Raw genomic sequence first — 16,553 nt, forward strand, 5'->3', positions numbered from 1 at the left:
GAGGTATGCAAGGTCGCTTGCATATCTTTTTTATTGAGATATAAATGATTATTATTTTACTAAACGACATTGACTATAAATTACATTGACCAATGTAACCGATTTCAATTACAATAAGTATACTAATCAATAATGGGAACGGAGGAAATACTATGGAAACTGTACAACGTACATTGGATGTTCACCCCTGGAAGATTACTACTTCCACACTTGATAAAGAAAATCGACGATTGCACGAATCGATTACCAGCATCGGTAATGGTTACATGGGGATGCGTGGTAATTTCGAAGAATACTACAGCGCTGATCACCACCTAGGTACTTATCTTGCTGGGGTCTGGTATCCAGACAAAACCCGAGTAGGCTGGTGGAAAAATGGCTATCCAGACTATTATGGCAAGGTAATCAACGCGGTAAACTTCATTGCGTTAGATCTCTTTGTCAATGGCACTCAAGTCGATCTGGCTAGCTGCAGCTACGAAGATTTCTATGTAGAACTAAATATGTATGATGGCATCCTTTACCGACAATTCACCGTGAGTATCGGTAATACTAAGGTAAAATTTTCTTTCGAACGCTTTGTAAGCATCACTAAAAAAGAACTAGCTTGTATTACTATGGAAGCTGAAGTACTAGAAGGACAAGCTGAAATCTATGTGATCTCAAAACTGGACAATAATGTGCACAATGAGGATAGCAATTACAAAGAAATGTTCTGGCAAGAGCGAAATAAAAAAGTAACCAATACTGCTAGTTTCTTGACTACTCAAACCATTGAAAATGACTTTGATGTCGAACAGTTCGTTGTTACCTCAAGTATGAAACATAATCTAGCCCCTATAAAAATAAGAAAAGAACCATTGTCTATTAGTCATGAATTTGAATTTTCCCTAGCTACTGGCGAAATTACCCGCTTAGAAAAAGAAGTTGTCGTGGTAACAAGTCGTGATATACCAGAAGAAAAACAAGTCGACCAAGCACAAGTACTATTACAATCTTTTGGCTCCGATTTTTCTGCTCTAAAGAATGAACACAGTGAAGCCTGGCATAAGCGCTGGGAACTTGCTGATGTCCTTATTGAAGGCGATGATGCGGCACAACAAGGAATTCGCTTTAACTTATTTCAACTTTTCTCCACTTATTATGGAGATGACGAACGCTTAAATATTGGACCTAAAGGGTTTACTGGTGAAAAATATGGCGGCGCAACTTATTGGGACACAGAAGCCTTTGCAGTCCCACTATATTTAGCTTTAGCCGAACCCAAAGTACCAAAAAATCTTTTGAGATATCGACACAACCAATTACCGCAAGCTTATTACAATGCTGACAAACAAGGATTAAAGGGAGCCCTCTACCCCATGGTAACCTTTAACGGTATTGAATGTCACAACGAATGGGAAATTACTTTTGAAGAAATTCATCGGAATGGTTCCATTGCTTATGCGATCTACAATTACACAAATTATACTGGTGATACTTCCTATCTGAAAAATGAAGGATTAGAAGTACTGGTTGCCATTTCACGCTTTTGGGCAGATCGGGTACATTATTCTCAAAGAAATAACGCCTATATGATTCATGGCGTGACTGGCCCTAATGAATATGAAAATAATGTAAACAACAACTGGTACACTAATAAAATAGCTACATGGGCGCTACAATATACCTTAGACAGCTATCAAAAATATAAAACAGAGGCAACGGTTGAACTTACAGAAGACGAACAAAAAACATGGCAAGATATTATTAACCGCATGTATTTTCCTACCGATGAAAAATTAGGAATTTTTGTACAGCACGACACATTTTTAGATAAAGATCTTATGGTTAAAGACCAATTATCTGCCGAAGAGCTACCCCTAAGTCAGCACTGGTCTTGGGATCATATCTTACGTTCTTGTTTTATCAAACAAGCTGATGTTTTGCACGGATTATATTATTTTGGCGATCAATATACCTTAGAAGAAAAAACACGTAATTTTAACTTCTATGAACCAATGACCGTCCATGAATCTTCTTTATCTGCATGTGTCCATGCCATTTTAGCAGCCGAAATTGGTAACGCCGACAAAGCATTAGAAATGTATGAGCGTACGGCTCGCTTAGACCTGGACAATTACAATAATGACACAGACGATGGATTGCATATTACTTCTATGACCGGCAGTTGGCTTGCCATTGTCCAAGGATTTGCCCAGATGAAATCTTTTAATGAGACTTTAAGTTTTGCCCCATTGTTACCAAAAACTTGGCAATCTTATGCCTTTCATATTAATTATCGTAATCGATTGCTGTTTGTTAAAGTCACTGCTGATACAGTCGAATTACAATTAATTAAAGGAGATCCTTTAACACTTAAAGTTTACCAAGAGAGATATACATTAACAGATGACCTAACTATTAAGTCTAAATCAGATTAATTTCAAACTAAAATAATAGTCAATAAGTGGGATAAAAAGTCAAAAAATATCGCAGGAAATCAATTTTTTAGCATATTGATTTCCTGCGATATTCATTATTTAAGCGATTTTCCAGGTTCAGAAGCAATCAATGTGGCTTCTCCTTGTAATTCCCAACGTTCAATATCATTAGGTAAAATAAAACTTGTTCCCATGGTTAATTCATACTCTTCACCTGCTGCAATCAACTTACCATATCCGTCTGTAACGGTTGCTAATGTATAAGGCGCTTGTTTTTTTAATTTAAGTGCGCCATGAACTTGCCACTCGTACACATTAAAAAATTCTGTTTGCAGATAGGTAATTACCGAAGATTTCCCTTGTTTGGTTTCTGAAATATTCAACGTGTTTGCTCGTGCAGGAACAGAAGTCACATCCACTGACTGCTCAATGTGCAGTTCTCTGGTATTACCTCGGTCATCTTTACGATCATAATCATAAACTCGATAAGTGGTGTCTGAGCTTTGTTGTGTTTCTAAAATCATGATTCCTTCCCCGATACCATGAATTGTGCCACTTGGCACATAGAAGAAATCCCCTTTTTTAACATTGACTTTATTAAATAACTCATCCCAACGCGCTTCTTGAATCATTTGAGCCAATTCTTCGCGAGTTTTTGCCGTATGTCCATAAATGATCTGCGCGCCTGGTTTAGCATCTATGATATACCAGCATTCAGTTTTACCCAATTCTCCCTCGTGCTTTAACGCATAAGAATCATCTGGGTGAACTTGTACAGATAAATCATCTGCTGCATCTAAAATCTTAACTAACAACGGGAAAACATCTCCCTGTTGATTACCAAACAGTTCCTGATGTTCTTGCCATAGTTGGTCAAGTTTCTTTCCTTTGAAAGGACCATTTTGAATGGTACTAACGCCATGTGGATGCGCACTAATTGCCCAATCTTCTCCAATTTTTTCACTTGGCAAATCAAAATCGAATACCGTGTGTAAAGAATTTCCACCCCAAATTTTTTCTTGAAACACAGGCTCCATAAATAGTGGTTGCATAACTACACCTCTTCTTAAATAAATTCTATTTTATTATAACATGCTGTACGAGTTTTTTTCACTTAGATAGCAAGTAACTAGTTCATCGCGATATTTGACATAAGCTGTTCGATGATCAACCGGATGGACGCGGTTTGATAAAAATATGAATGCTTGCTTATTTAGTGGATCGATAGCTAAGAAACTACCGGTGTATCCCGTATGAAATAATACCCTATTCTTATCTTTAAGATCCCAGCCTAAAGTTCTGTCCCCGTTTTTAAGTGGCGTTTGATCATACAACAATTCACTAATTGTTTTTTCACTTAAAAAGCTAGTTTGATACAAATACACTTGTACAAAGCGATCTAAATCTTCAACCGTGGAAAATAGGCCAGCATTGCCCGCATGTTCTTTTAAAACTCGTGCTTTAGGATCATGGGTTTGTCCTTTTAATACTTTCCCAGAGGATAAACGTTCTGTCGGCACAACCTTATTCTTATTCCCTTGAACGGGCGAAAAACAGCTGTTAGTCATGTTTAATGGTGCTAGGACTTCTTTTTTGAAGATTGTGGTCACATTTTCTTGAAAAATTTCTTCTAACATAAAGCCTAACAAAATCATCCCACTGTCCGTATACTTCACTTTTTTACCAAGAATATCCCCTGCTTGCACAGTTAAATAAGCTTGTTTTAGCGCTTCTTTTGTTAGCTGGTCACGTTGTTTGATCCATGTAGTAATATCTGCTGTATGTGTTAATAAGTGGCGTAAAGTAACTCTGCCGTCTTGAAACTGAGGTAAATACTTTTGTAATGGATCATCCAACTGAATAACTTGCTCTTCTAGTAGACGCAAAACAACGGTGGTCGTACACACAACTTTGGTTAAAGAAGCCACATCAAATAAATGCTCTTGAGTCATGATTTCTTTTTGTGGAACCAGCGCTGCATTTCCTAACACCTTAGTCTTTCTTTTCTCATGATCAATGAAACGATAGACGACGCCAGAAAAAACATTCTTTTGCCAGCCATCATAAATTTTTTTCTGCGTCTTTGAGTACATAATCTTCCCTTCTACAACTTATAAAAAAACACGCGCAAAAAACGCGTGCTACTTGTCACTTTTACGAACAAACCACCATTCAACGCCGGCCGGATCATAAACAGTAAGGATTGATTTTTTCTTATCGATATAAAAATCTTGCTTGTTTTCAGCTAAACGTTTTTCCAACGCAACTAGTTCTTCACTTGTTATGACCAAACGAATAATTTCAAGTCCTAGAACTTCAGTACTTGCAATATCAAACGGTTGATCGTGAATGACATGCAAAATAACATCCAGATCAGAATTTTCTGCTTCTTCTTTACCTAGGTAAAATCCCAAGGCATTTTGCAAGAAATTCTCTTCTGTTTTTGCTTCGGTAACATTCAAATGCACTTGTTGAAATGAAGCATCCTTTGATAAATTAGTAAACTTTCCAGTTGCTAAGGACAGGAGCTGTTCATCGTTTTTTACTTCTTTTTCACCTATATTTGCAACAATTTCCAAACGATTTTTTTCTGGATCATCTACTAATAACCGCGCTTTTTCATCATAGGACGTTTGGACAATCGGATAGGAGGATTCTTTAAGACGATGGTATACATCACTTAGCTCCTCTACACTGGAAACTGCTAATGTAAACTGCTTCAGTTTTTTAACTTCCCCGAAGTGTTCTTCAGCCCGCGGACTTTCTTCCAACCATAAATATTCTGCTTTATTTTCTTTTAAACCCATAATCGCCAAAGCATTTTCTTCTGTCTTTAAGGCAAAGCCAATCATATCTTTGTAAAATGTAATCATTTGGTCGCGATCTTTTACCCGTATGCCTATGGTAACTTGTTCTGCATTATCTGCTAAAGTAAAAACTGACATCTTATTCCATTTCCCCCTTGCTTATTCTCAAACCATTGTACTGATAAATCCGTTTTCTTTCAACTAATAACTTAAAATCACGCTTTTTTCTATACTAAAGACCAAAATTATCCGTTTCATGTTATCCTTTCAAAAAATATGGTAAAGTAAGAATAAGAGAAAAAAGGAGGTACTTTTATATGAATGATTGTATTTTTTGTAAAATAAGAGATCAAGAAATTCCCAGTTACAAAGTTTACGAAGATGAAAAAGTATATGCATTTTTGGATATGACTCAAGTAACTAAGGGACATACCTTGGTTATTCCTAAAAAACATGTCAGTGATATTTTTGAATTCAACGAACAATTAGCTGCTGATTTGTTTACCCGTATCCCAAAAGTTTCTCAAGCTTTACAGACAGCCTTTCCAGAAATGCAAGGGATCAATATTATTAATAATAATAAAGAAATTGCTTATCAGTCAGTGTTTCATTCTCACGTTCATTTAATTCCTCGCTATGGTAAAGAGGATGATTTTTCGATGCATTTTGGTGATCATTCAGAGCAATATAGTCCAGAAGAAATGACAAAAATTGCACAAACTATTAAAGAGCAGGTGAGCTAAGATGATAAAAAACTTTATAAAGGGTTTAGTTTTTGGCGCTAGTGTAGGAAGTATTGGGGGGCTATTTTGGGCACCTAGAAGCGGAAAAGAAACCCAACAACTGATGAAAGATTATGTTGACGAAGTCAGTGACTCGCTGGATGATGCAACAGATTCAGCTAAAGAATTACAGCAAAGCGTTACAAATTTTGGCAAAGAAATGAATCATACTCAAAAAACTATTCAAGAAACTATTCCTTCTGTAATGGATTCTTTGCAAAAAGATGTCGAAGCATTCAAATTTCAAGCTCAACCACGTATCGATCGAGCAAATGAACAGGCTCAAGAATTACAAACACATATTGCCGATTTTTCTGTAAACACTTCAGAAAGTACTACGGAGGATTAAATCTAAAAAGAATTATGTGCAATGTTTGAATTTTATTGGAAAGTTTTTGCCAAAGCTTTCCAATCCAAAAAGAACTGTGATATAGTAAACCCTGTTAATATTTAATCTATAGATAACAGGAGTGCATATGAACATGAAAAAGAAAAAAATCATTTTATCAATGACTTGCTTGCTAAGTGTTTTTGGCTTGGCTGCTTGTTCTGGGGACTCGGATACAGATGACGAAATTGCTACCATGAAAGGTGATACAATAACTGTTGGTGATTTTTACGATAAAGCAAAAACCGACCAAAACAACCAGCAAATCGTATTAGATATGATTATCTCCCAAGTCTTTACAGAGAAATATGGCGATGAAGTTTCAGATGACGAAGTAGATCAACAAATTACAGATACTTTCGGTGACGAAGATACCTTAAACCAACAATTAGAAGCTTCGCAAATGAGCCGAGATGAATTAGAAGAAACCTACAGACAAAGTTTAGCTGTACAAAAAGGTTTAGAAGATCATGTTAATTTAACTGATGATGACTTAAAAGAGGCATGGGAATCTTATCATCCGCAAGTTGAAGCACAACTAATTGCAGTTACATCTGAAGATGACGCTAATGAAGTCAAAGATGAAGTAGATGAAGATGACGCTGACTTTGGTAAAATCGCCGAAGAAAATTCCATTGCTCCTTCCAAAGAAGATGATGGAAATGTAAAATTTGATTCCACAACTCCTGCCGAAGAAGTTCCGGATGAAGTCAAAGAAGAAGCTTGGGATATGGAAGACGGAGATATCTCTGATCCAATTGCTGTTGAATCTGACTATGGTTCTGGCTACTATATCTTAAAAATGAACAAGAACCAAGATAAGGGTAACGATATGGACAAATATGAAGATGAAATCCAAGAAGTTGCCACAGATAATAAAATAAATGATCAAGAGTTTACTACACAAGTCATTGGTGAAGAATTACAAGATGCTAACGTAAAAATTCAAGATGAAGCTTTCAGTGATGTATTGGCTCAATTTACTGATGCAGCTAATAGTGATGATAGCTCTTCTGATTCTGCTGATGAAGAATCAACCGAAGCAACTGAAACTGAAGAATCTAGTGATTAACCATTTAAGAAAATAAAAAAGTTCCCTGGAAAGTTTTCATTTAATAACTTTCCAGGGAACTTTTTCTACTTATATAGAAACTTTCTTGCTATTCAACATTTTTGGGTACATAAAAACTACGATTATCCATTCCAAAAATCCGCTCTGTATATTCTCCAGGTTCTGTTTTGGAAATAGCATTGTTCAACATTTGCATAGAAGCGTCAATGTTATCAATCTGATGTAAAATTTCTGCTTCCATTATTCGTGGACGTACAGGAGAACCGTAATCCAATTGTCCATGATGGGCTAAGACCATATGACGTAACACGACAATATCTTCGGTACTTTCGTCAATTTTTAATGCTAGACAAGCTTTGGTGATTTCTTCATCTACTAAAACCAAATGACCCACAAGGTTTCCTACCACCGTATACTCGGTTGCCATCGCACCACTTAGCTCAATTACTTTGCCCAAATCATGCAAAATAACCCCAGCATAAAGCAACGAAGCATCTAATTGCGGATATTCGTTTACCAAACTTTTACCTAGGTGTAACATAGTTGTTGTATGATAAGCTAATCCACCGGCAAATGCATGATGGTTTTTTTTAGCAGCCGGATATTCAAAGAATTCTTTTTTATATTTGTTTAGTAGAAATCGAACAATACGGTTCCAATGAGGATTGGTAATTTCAAATATTGTTTGGTTTATATCTTCTTCCATCGCTTCTTTTTTGACCGGTGCCCGTTCCATAAACAAGCTAGGATCATTAGGTTCTTCGGGGTTAGTTAACCTCAACTTATAGATTTTCACCTGGGGATTACCTTGGTAAACTTCTCTTTTTCCAGTTAAATGGACGACCCGTCCAACTTCAAAACGCTGAATTTCATCATTTGAAGCGTCCCAAAATTTCCCGTCGATTGAACCTGAATTATCCTGGAAAGTAAAAGCAATAAATGTCTTCCCATTTTTTGCAATACGTACATCTGCGGTTTTGATTAGTACAAAGCCTTGAAAATCTTCATCTACAACTAAATCTCGAATTTTTTTCATTTTACTTGCCGATTGCCTGCCTTTGCAAGCATCGTTTTTCACATCCTTTATTTAAAATTTAATGACTGACTGCTCTAGCCTTTGATAATAGCTTACCATTTCTTTATCAGATGACAAACAAATAACTTGGTAATCTTTACCAAATTCCTCAAGTAATTTAGCCAAATTTTCTTTTCTCGTACTATCATAATGAAGCCAACCATCGTCAATGATTACTGGAGAAATACTACGTTCTTTTTGCATGAAAAGATAAGCAAAGCGAATTGCCATGATTAATTGATCTTTTGTTCCGGTTGATAATTCATAAATCGCAAATGTTTCTTCTTTTGAAACAGCATTGATAACGCCATCTACCAATAGTACTTTTTGATAATGCCCATTTGTCAATAGGGCAAAATAGTAAGACGTTTGTTTAAATAACTGAGGTAGTTGTTGTTCGGATAATTCTGACGCTAAATCACTTAAAAAGGCAATTAGCAATTGATTAGTGCTCCATTTCAAAGCTGTCTCATGGATTTCTGATAGCATGCGATTTTCTTCTTGATAGAGCATGTCTAATGTACCATTTTTTTGTAAATACTCCACTTGTAACTGTAAACGTTGTTTTTCTTCTAGCACTTGATTGGTCTGCTCCTGGATCTTTTCTTGTGTTGCTTGATTTTCAGCTAAATATTGCGTCAATTGTTCATGGGTTATGTCTTTAGGAAAAATAGGATGTAAAATAGCAGCCAATTCATCTTTTCTGGTCAGCTTTTTTTGTCTAGCTTCCCACTGCTTTATCCACAATGGAATTTCAGTAGGTTGTTCCAGACCAACCATTTCTAATAAAGTAGTATAGTCAGCAAATAACTGATTTCGCTCTTCTTTATTTTGTTTTAGCTGTTGTGCCAGCAACGTACTCGGTTGCTGCAAACGTGTCATTTTCGTTTCTTGCATCTGAGCGGAAAATTTTTGAACAATCTCTTGTTTTTCTGACAGTTCCTTATTTGCTATAGGTAACCACTCTGCTAGAAATTGAAAACGTGCTTCTAGCTCATTTCTTTGCTTGTTTGCTGTTGTCAGTTGACCTTGTATAGAGGCATAATCTGATATTGCTTTTTCATATTTTTCTTGGTCATTTCGATAAGTTTGAACGATAACATGCCAATCTTGCATGGTATTATCTTGGCCAAAAGCAGCTTGTAGTTCAGTGTTGAGTTTTTGCTCTTGTTGCTTTAATCTTTTTAAGTTATTTTCTTCATTGAATATTTCTTCTGCATAAGAATCTAATTGAAGTAACTTTTCTTGCCAAGTTGGCTTAATTTTAGAAGACGGATTTTTCTTTTGATAGCTTTTTAGCGCTGCTATTCCCAGACTCATTATACCAATTGCAAAGGTGATCAGATTTAGTGGCATCGATAAAAACCATCCTGCAGCAATAAAGGAAAAACCAATGCCTAAAGTAAGGAATAATGATCCTTTTTGTGTTTTGGCAGAGTTTAGTAATTCAGGATATTTTTTCTCTAACTGGTCAATTTCTTCTTCAGCTAGCCGTCTTCTTTCTTTCAACCACTGAATTTGCAACTCTTTTTGGCTTATCTGTTCATTCAACTGCTCGACCTTGCTTATTGCTGAATCAATAGAATCAGTTAAATCTTGTGGCGGTGTTTGTTCTGTCCAACCCCATTTTTGCTTTAAATTAAGCAGTATTTGGTCAAGATCCTCTTTATTTTGAAAAAGTTGCTGTTTTTCATCTTTCAGTCGCATAATAGGGACATCCAAATGTAATAGATCTTGTATCTTTTTTTCGTGGTCTAAATAAAAGAAATAACGATCAGACTCTTGCCCTTGTTCAAGTTGAGCGAGCTCGTCTTCTTTTTTTTGGATTTTTTCAGTAAGATTTTGGTATTCGTGATAAAAGTGACGAAGTTCTTTTTGCTCTTCTTCTGAAACGCGACTTTTTTCCATGGCTCGCAATTCCAGCCATTCTTCATATAAGGACCAATGTGATTTTTTTTGATTTAAACTTTTTTCTTCTGTTTGCAATTTCTTTTGTTCTTCGGATAGATCTTGTAACTCTTGGTCAAAATCCGCTATTTTTTGGTAAGCTTTTTGAACATTCTCTTCTTCTGCTTCTTGTTGTTGTATCGTTTCCTTTAAGTCTTGCCAGCTTCTTAACTGTTGATTCAAGGTTAGCTTTTTAGCCCGTGGCTTAAATAACTGTTGATTTTCCTTTTGATATGTTTGTATTTTTTCCATCAATTGCTGGCTACCAGTGATACCTAAAGAAATCAGCGATGTTTGGAGTTCTTTTTCTTCCAAGCGATCGATTTGTGTAAGTTGTTCTTGCTGAAAAGTAAAAACATCTTGGAAGACAACTTTATTTAACGGCGCCAAAATTTCAGTTAAAATTTTTTCATCTTTTTCAGCGCCTTCGATGAAAAGTTTCGCTTTACCTCGATTGACTTTACGAAAACGCTCAATTAATATCTCACCATAAGGTTCAACAATTAACCAAAGACGTCCGCCATAAGCAGCGCCATCACGTGGTGTATAGTCTCTTTTCTTACTACTTTTTTTGGAAAAACCAAAAAGCATAGTCAAAATAAATTGATACAGGGTCGATTTACCTACTTCATTATCACCATAAAAAAGTTGGTTACCAGACAAAAATTCAAATGTTTGATTGCGATAGTGACCAAACCCCGTGATCTCAGCCTTCTTTAGTTCCATCTAGGTTCCTCCAACTAAATTCGCTTTGTAATTCCTGTTTCATTTGCATAAACGTTTCTTCCTGTAACTGTTCCCATGATAATGCTTGTTGGGCTAAAGGATAAGTCGCAAGCTCGTTGACCGTTTCAGTAAATATGTTTTGCTGTTGATAGATAGTTAAAAGATGCTCAATAAGCTCTTTATCCGCAGAAATCGTAATTTTTTCAGCCGTGGTTTCCTCGTTTATTTCGATTTGATAGACTAATTGTTGAAAATGATGGCTAGCTAGGTAGTCATTAACATAGGCGATTAATTCTAAAATTTCTTTTTCTTGTAGCCAATTTTGCGGTAAAAGTTTTGTATCTCTCAAACGTAACTTGACCAAAGCCTTTTCTGACTTTTGGAAAGCTGAGATAATCTCTTCTAATACCGCTTTTTGTTGTTGAATACCTGTCAGTAAAACATCTTGGCTTTTCCAACGGACCGCCGAAACATCCTCGGTTTGCCAAGTTGTATGTCCATTTTCTATCGTTACCAGATTAACACCTGTGGCCTCTTCTTTTTGGGTGTGACCTTGTGGTGTTCCTGCGTATAAAATCGCAGCTTCTTGAGAAAGAACTGTAGGCACATGGATATGTCCTAGTGCCCAGTAATCATAATTTTTCCTTTTCATTTCTTGTAACTGAAAAGGAGCAAAACGATCACTTCCCATATCGCCATGGTACATACCGAGGTGATAACCCTCTTGTTTTGTGGGGAATTCATTTATCTTTTTTTGACTGATCTGCGGATGTAGATAACTAAAACTACTGATCGCATACGATTCACCCTTTTTAGTACGACCAGTAATCGTTTGAACATTTTCCTCTTTAAACAATTGCACATTCGCTGGAAAATCAAACCAGTATCGTTCCTTTTCATAATAATCATGATTACCAAAAATCATATACACAGGTATATGTTCCTTATTAAGTCGCTCCATTTGTTGAAAAAATTGTTGTTGAGTTTTTAATGTAGGTCGGTTTTGATGAAACGTATCACCGGCAAAAAGCAAAAAATCAACCGTCTCTTCAATGGCAAGTGTTACAATATTACTAAGTACCTGTTCGTTTTCCCTAGGTAATTTCTTGGCCTTATCTGCAATCAAATGAAGTCCCTCGAAAGGACGATCAAAATGTAAGTCCGCGCAGTGAATAAAACGTAACATAGTAACAACTCTCCTTTTTACCTTTTATTTTAGCATTTTTTTAATTAGAAGTCAGCAAAAAGCGAACAAGTTTTCGCATTTCAATCCAAATAAAAAAGAACTAGGACATCAGTTATTTTCCAGCAATAATTCACGAAAAATTGCTTACACCAAGTCTTAGATTGTCGTCTTTTGCGACGAGGACTATTAAAGTATTGGAGTAATCCGTTAATCGTTCGTAAAATCAATATTGCTGGAAATCTTTGTCCTAGTTTTTTTCATTGGTTGCAACTTATTATTTAGTTATCTTTCTTACTGGTAGCCAAATTTCACTATATGCATAATTATCTTTATTTTCATCCATTTTAGTAAAAGAGAAGTTTGGCGCCGCAACTAACTCATAATCAGAAGATACCAACCACTCTGCATAGGTTTTTGCCCATGTATCTTGTAAAGTTTCAGGGAATGGCCCCGTATTAGGAAAAACAGCGTCTTTTACAACGGTTTTATCCGCTAGATACTTTTCAATATAGTCAATTACTTGATTTAATTTGTTTATCATAAGCTTCTGCTTTCCTCCTTTCTCAAATAAGGATAACAAAATGGAAAAAATTATACTCGACTATAAGAAGTGAAATATATCGTATATTTGATAAAACCGAAATAAATGGTCGTTTTTCAACAAAAAATATGCTAGAATTTACCTAGGCAAACCTTCGGCATTACCAAAGGAATTAGTAAAACAAAGGAGAATTATACTATGTCAGATGAGACAGGGAAAACATTAACGCAATTAGCCAATGAGCTGAACGTATCACGAGACCGAATCATTTACCGCTATAAAAAATTACCAGAGGAAGATTATTTCAAGGAAAATAATACAATCTACCTACTTAATTCTGGTATTCAAAAAATCATTGACGATTTGGGAGATGATATCAAAGAGGATAAAGAAGACACTGAAGAAACACAAGTAAATCCTTCTTTTGATTACTTAGTTGAGCAATTAAATAAAAAAGATGAGCAAATTGACCAATTACACAAATTAGTTGATCAACAACAACAATTAAATGCCGAAGACAAAAAATTAATTAAAGAAATGCACCAATACTTATCACTTGAGGCTCCAAAAGAGGAAAATACCACAGAAAAAGAAGCGCTGGATGAAAAATTACAGCAAAAAGACGAACAATTAACCCAATTACAAGAAAAAGTGCAACAAACTGAAGTACTTCACCAAGAAAAAGAAGCATTAGAAACCGAACTAGCTTCTTTAAAACAAAAAAATAAAAAGTGGTATCAATTTTGGAAATAAAAAAAGTCGGAATAGTTTAGCTTTCTTATATTTTTTATGCTTTTAATAGATTTACAGTTCACCATCCTGATTAGTAAACGTATAAACCACCTAGGCGTTACCCCGTTTTTGTTTGGGTATTACCTAAGAATTAAAAAAGGTTTTTGAGGATTCCCTCAAAAACCTTTTTTATCATTATCCTTCGTATAATTCTCTTAATGGTGTCATAATCACACGATTCAAATCATTGATGGTGGTACTAAAGACTTGTTCTTTTTGCATTAAATCATTAATTAACGGTTCTTGTTGAACTTGTTGCGCCAATTCTTGTGCTCTTTGCGCATCCTCGTCAGTCATGTCTTCACCTTGCGACATTTTTTGTTGTAATTCTTGTTGGAATGTCTGGAATTCTTTAAACAAAAGGTAAGCTTTCTCATCTTTTTTTAGTTCAGCAAAAGAGTCACTTAAATCTTGAAATTGTTCTAATTCTCGGATTTCTTTTTCTAATTGGTTCGCTGTATCGTAAATATTTGCCATATAAATTTTCCTCACTTTTTCTTTGTTTGTTACATTGTAACATGTTCAACTTTGATTGGCTAATCGTTGCTAAAGCGTTCTTTAAAGCCACGGATCAATTCTTTTCCGCCTTCTTTTACACGTTCACCAAATTCACCCAAACCTTCTCTAGCATCATCAGTAAATTGGTCGACATCTTGTTGCCAATCATTTCCTTCTTCATCAGAAGAATCCTCTTGCTCATCAGAGGCCGCTGTTACTTTTCCCCCTGTAGCGTATGCATCAGCTACGTCAAATTGCGAATTATTACTATAAGGTAGCATATTTTCGGCTTGAGCTTTAAAAACTTGACCGACAACATCACCACTTGTTCCGCTGAAATTATGTTTTTCATCGGTTTTTTCAAAACCAAGCCACGTAGAAATTACGGTATCTGGTGTATATCCGATAATCCATTGGTCATTATTTTGATCTGGATCATAATCTGTTTCAGTCGTACCTGTTTTACCAGCTACAGTATAACCATAAGGATTAGCACTAGAAGCTGTACCATTAGAAAATGTTCCCAAAAGCATGCTAGTCATTTCATTAGATGTTTCTTTTGAAATAATTTTTTCGCCATCAGGCTTAGTATTATCAACAATGACTGCCCCGTTTGCATCAACGATTTTAGTGATTAGATGAGGCGTATATAAAGTCCCACCATTAGCAAACGAACCATAAGCTCCAGCCATTGTCATAGGAGAAGCACCATATTCTAAACCACCTAACGCCAAACCATAATAATTATCTGATTTTGTTAAATCAAGTCCAAACTCTTGGGTCTTATTATAACCTTTGTTTATACCAAGTTCATGTAACAACCAAACTGCTGGTAAATTCAAACTTTGTGCTACCGCTTGGTACATAGGGACTTCCCCCTCGTACTCACCATTGAAGTTTTTAGCATCATAATAATCTTGGGGTTCGTCTTTTAATACACTATCTGGCATATATCCTGCTTCAAGTGCCGGCGTATAAACACTTAACGGTTTGATGGTTGAACCTGGCGAGCGTTTCATATCAGTGGCGAAATTAAATCCTCTAAAGGTGTGCTCCCCTCGACGGCCTACTAGCGCCTGTACGCCACCAGTGTTAGGATCAACTGCAACCGAAGCTGATTGAACCATTGTGCCATCGTCAGCGTCAGCTGGAAAGTAGCCATTATTATCATAAACGTCTTGCATCCCGTTTTGAAAATTCATATCAAGCGCAGTATAGACTTTATAGCCACGGTTCATTAAATCCTCTGCCTTAATATCGTATCTTTCTTCTGCTTCTTCAATCACAGCATCAAAATAATAAGGATACTGATAGCCTTCATCTTCTTGTTGATACGTATCGTTGACCAAATCATTCATAGCAACTTGTTCTTCTTGTTGTGCTTCTTGAGCAGATAATTCGTCGTTATCCACCATTAATTGTAAAACCGTATCGCGCCGGTTTGTCGCATTTTCCGGGTTGTCAATCGGGTTGTATAAGGAAGGTCCTCGTAGCATTCCTGCAATCGTTGCCGATTCTCCAATTGTCAGTTCAGCAGCATCAACTCCAAAGTACTTACGGGCTGCATCTTGAACTCCCCACACGCCATTACCAAAATAGGAATTATTTAAATACATCGACATGATTTCATCTTTGCTGTAATTCTTTTCAATTTCAATGGCTAAAAATAATTCTTTGGCTTTACGATTAAAGGTTTGATCTAATGACAGATAAGCATTTTTGGCTAATTGCTGTGTGATTGTACTACCTCCGCCACCGGACGTATTTCTTCTAACAACCATACGCAAACCAGCTCGAGCAATCCCCTTAATATCAAAACCCCGGTGTTGATAAAAATTACGGTCTTCGGTTGAGACCACTGCATCTACCACATAAGGAGACATATCATCTACTTCAATATATGTCCCTTTTTGGGAAGAAACACTGCCTGCTTCATTTTCCTCGTTATCATAAATAACCGTCTCTTCTTGTAAACCTGCTTTTAGCTCTTGGACTTTAGTGGTTTTAGCTATATAAAAAAGATAAATGCTCATGACTAAGATAACAACTAACCCAAGTAGCAGTAATATTTTATTGACATGATATTTCTTCCAAACTCGCTTGCGCCAGTAATGAAACTGTACGAGGTATGGTTTCAGCCATGCCCAAAACGACGATAAATATTTTTTTATCGTACTAAAAAAGCGCTGAAAATCCATTACTTTTCCCTCCTGGTGTTAAGTGTAGCATAATTCTTCTTTTCTCAAATACTACCTGCGTTGTATTTTTCCTTTATGAATCCTATACATTTTATCATTTATCATACAGAATTTGCTT

Annotated in this window: 13 protein-coding genes and 1 pseudogene; 5 read left to right on the forward strand and 9 right to left on the reverse strand. The window is 36.0% G+C overall.

What is annotated here, in order from left to right; genetic code table 11:
• Positions 1-152 precede the first annotated feature (152 nt).
• A complete protein-coding gene (locus C7K43_RS09855; protein ID WP_124006683.1) occupies positions 153-2,423 on the forward strand; it encodes a glycoside hydrolase family 65 protein in 2,271 nt (756 codons plus the stop codon).
• 95 nt (positions 2,424-2,518) lie between these two features.
• Here the strand turns inward: C7K43_RS09855 and manA are convergent, their stop codons facing one another.
• From manA to C7K43_RS09870, 3 genes are read right to left on the reverse strand one after another with little or no spacing between them, the layout of a single operon-like run.
• Complete coding sequence (manA, locus tag C7K43_RS09860; protein ID WP_124006684.1) at positions 2,519-3,475, reverse strand: mannose-6-phosphate isomerase, class I; 957 nt, start codon at positions 3,473-3,475, stop codon at positions 2,519-2,521.
• A gap of 33 nt (positions 3,476-3,508) precedes the next feature.
• Positions 3,509-4,516 (reverse strand): serine hydrolase domain-containing protein, encoded by a 1,008-nt coding sequence (locus C7K43_RS09865; RefSeq protein WP_124006685.1) that lies wholly within the window; start codon positions 4,514-4,516, stop codon positions 3,509-3,511.
• Between the two features lie 48 nt (positions 4,517-4,564).
• Positions 4,565-5,368, reverse strand: a complete 804-nt coding sequence (locus C7K43_RS09870) for a CppA N-terminal domain-containing protein (RefSeq protein WP_124006686.1) — start codon at positions 5,366-5,368, stop codon at positions 4,565-4,567.
• 152 nt (positions 5,369-5,520) lie between these two features.
• On the opposite strand from C7K43_RS09870, the gene C7K43_RS09875 reads away from it, so the two are divergent.
• The 3 genes from C7K43_RS09875 to C7K43_RS09885 all read left to right on the forward strand — a co-directional run bounded on the left by C7K43_RS09875 (position 5,521) and on the right by C7K43_RS09885 (position 7,472).
• Positions 5,521-5,973, forward strand: coding sequence for an HIT family protein (locus tag C7K43_RS09875; RefSeq protein ID WP_226996781.1), 453 nt, complete (start codon positions 5,521-5,523; stop codon positions 5,971-5,973).
• 1 nt (position 5,974) lies between these two features.
• On the forward strand, positions 5,975-6,361 hold the full coding sequence (locus tag C7K43_RS09880) for a YtxH domain-containing protein (RefSeq protein WP_124006688.1): 387 nt from the start codon (positions 5,975-5,977) through the stop codon (positions 6,359-6,361).
• A gap of 133 nt (positions 6,362-6,494) precedes the next feature.
• Entirely contained in the window at positions 6,495-7,472 is a 978-nt protein-coding gene (locus tag C7K43_RS09885) for a peptidylprolyl isomerase (protein WP_124006689.1), read from the forward strand.
• A gap of 88 nt (positions 7,473-7,560) precedes the next feature.
• Here C7K43_RS09885 and C7K43_RS09890 read toward each other — a convergent pair whose 3' ends face one another.
• From C7K43_RS09890 to C7K43_RS09905, 4 genes and pseudogenes are all read right to left on the reverse strand, one after another.
• Entirely contained in the window at positions 7,561-8,508 is a 948-nt protein-coding gene (locus C7K43_RS09890) for a 3'-5' exoribonuclease YhaM family protein (protein WP_124006690.1), read from the reverse strand.
• A 51-nt stretch (positions 8,509-8,559) separates the two neighbouring features.
• On the reverse strand, positions 8,560-11,220 hold the full coding sequence (locus C7K43_RS09895) for an ATP-binding protein (protein WP_124006691.1): 2,661 nt from the start codon (positions 11,218-11,220) through the stop codon (positions 8,560-8,562).
• Positions 11,201-12,406: a metallophosphoesterase family protein gene (locus C7K43_RS09900; protein ID WP_124006692.1), complete on the reverse strand. Its 1,206-nt coding sequence runs from the start codon at positions 12,404-12,406 to the stop codon at positions 11,201-11,203. The genes C7K43_RS09895 and C7K43_RS09900 overlap by 20 nt, the downstream gene beginning before the upstream one ends.
• Before the next feature lie 274 nt (positions 12,407-12,680).
• Positions 12,681-12,875 (reverse strand): annotated as a pseudogene (locus tag C7K43_RS09905) (GyrI-like domain-containing protein); the annotation flags it as partial.
• Between the two features lie 270 nt (positions 12,876-13,145).
• On the opposite strand from C7K43_RS09905, the gene C7K43_RS09910 reads away from it, so the two are divergent.
• On the forward strand, positions 13,146-13,700 hold the full coding sequence (locus C7K43_RS09910; protein WP_124006694.1) for a hypothetical protein: 555 nt from the start codon (positions 13,146-13,148) through the stop codon (positions 13,698-13,700).
• Between the two features lie 174 nt (positions 13,701-13,874).
• Here C7K43_RS09910 and C7K43_RS09915 read toward each other — a convergent pair whose 3' ends face one another.
• Positions 13,875-14,216 carry a YlbF/YmcA family competence regulator gene (locus C7K43_RS09915; protein ID WP_124006695.1) on the reverse strand — a complete coding sequence of 114 codons (342 nt, stop codon included), beginning with the start codon at positions 14,214-14,216 and terminating at the stop codon, positions 13,875-13,877.
• A gap of 59 nt (positions 14,217-14,275) precedes the next feature.
• On the reverse strand, positions 14,276-16,435 hold the full coding sequence (locus C7K43_RS09920; RefSeq protein ID WP_124006696.1) for a PBP1A family penicillin-binding protein: 2,160 nt from the start codon (positions 16,433-16,435) through the stop codon (positions 14,276-14,278).
• Positions 16,436-16,553 lie beyond the last annotated feature (118 nt).

It is taken from the genome of Tetragenococcus koreensis, from assembly GCF_003795145.1.
Classification (GTDB): Bacteria; Bacillota; Bacilli; order Lactobacillales; family Enterococcaceae; genus Tetragenococcus; species Tetragenococcus koreensis.

What these genes read in the sequence shown, in the direction of transcription:
- manA (WP_124006684.1), bottom strand. Translation starts at nt 3,475, where the DNA reads ATGCAACCACTATTTATGGAGCCTGTGTTTCAAGAAAAAATTTGGGGT.
- C7K43_RS09865 (WP_124006685.1), bottom strand. Translation starts at nt 4,516, where the DNA reads ATGTACTCAAAGACGCAGAAAAAAATTTATGATGGCTGGCAAAAGAAT.
- C7K43_RS09885 (WP_124006689.1), top strand. Translation starts at nt 6,495, where the DNA reads ATGAAAAAGAAAAAAATCATTTTATCAATGACTTGCTTGCTAAGTGTT.
- C7K43_RS09895 (WP_124006691.1), bottom strand. Translation starts at nt 11,220, where the DNA reads ATGGAACTAAAGAAGGCTGAGATCACGGGGTTTGGTCACTATCGCAAT.
- C7K43_RS09880 (WP_124006688.1), top strand. Translation starts at nt 5,975, where the DNA reads ATGATAAAAAACTTTATAAAGGGTTTAGTTTTTGGCGCTAGTGTAGGA.
- C7K43_RS09915 (WP_124006695.1), bottom strand. Translation starts at nt 14,216, where the DNA reads ATGGCAAATATTTACGATACAGCGAACCAATTAGAAAAAGAAATCCGA.
- C7K43_RS09910 (WP_124006694.1), top strand. Translation starts at nt 13,146, where the DNA reads ATGTCAGATGAGACAGGGAAAACATTAACGCAATTAGCCAATGAGCTG.
- C7K43_RS09900 (WP_124006692.1), bottom strand. Translation starts at nt 12,406, where the DNA reads ATGTTACGTTTTATTCACTGCGCGGACTTACATTTTGATCGTCCTTTC.
- C7K43_RS09890 (WP_124006690.1), bottom strand. Translation starts at nt 8,508, where the DNA reads ATGAAAAAAATTCGAGATTTAGTTGTAGATGAAGATTTTCAAGGCTTT.
- C7K43_RS09855 (WP_124006683.1), top strand. Translation starts at nt 153, where the DNA reads ATGGAAACTGTACAACGTACATTGGATGTTCACCCCTGGAAGATTACT.
- C7K43_RS09870 (WP_124006686.1), bottom strand. Translation starts at nt 5,368, where the DNA reads ATGTCAGTTTTTACTTTAGCAGATAATGCAGAACAAGTTACCATAGGC.
- C7K43_RS09920 (WP_124006696.1), bottom strand. Translation starts at nt 16,435, where the DNA reads ATGGATTTTCAGCGCTTTTTTAGTACGATAAAAAAATATTTATCGTCG.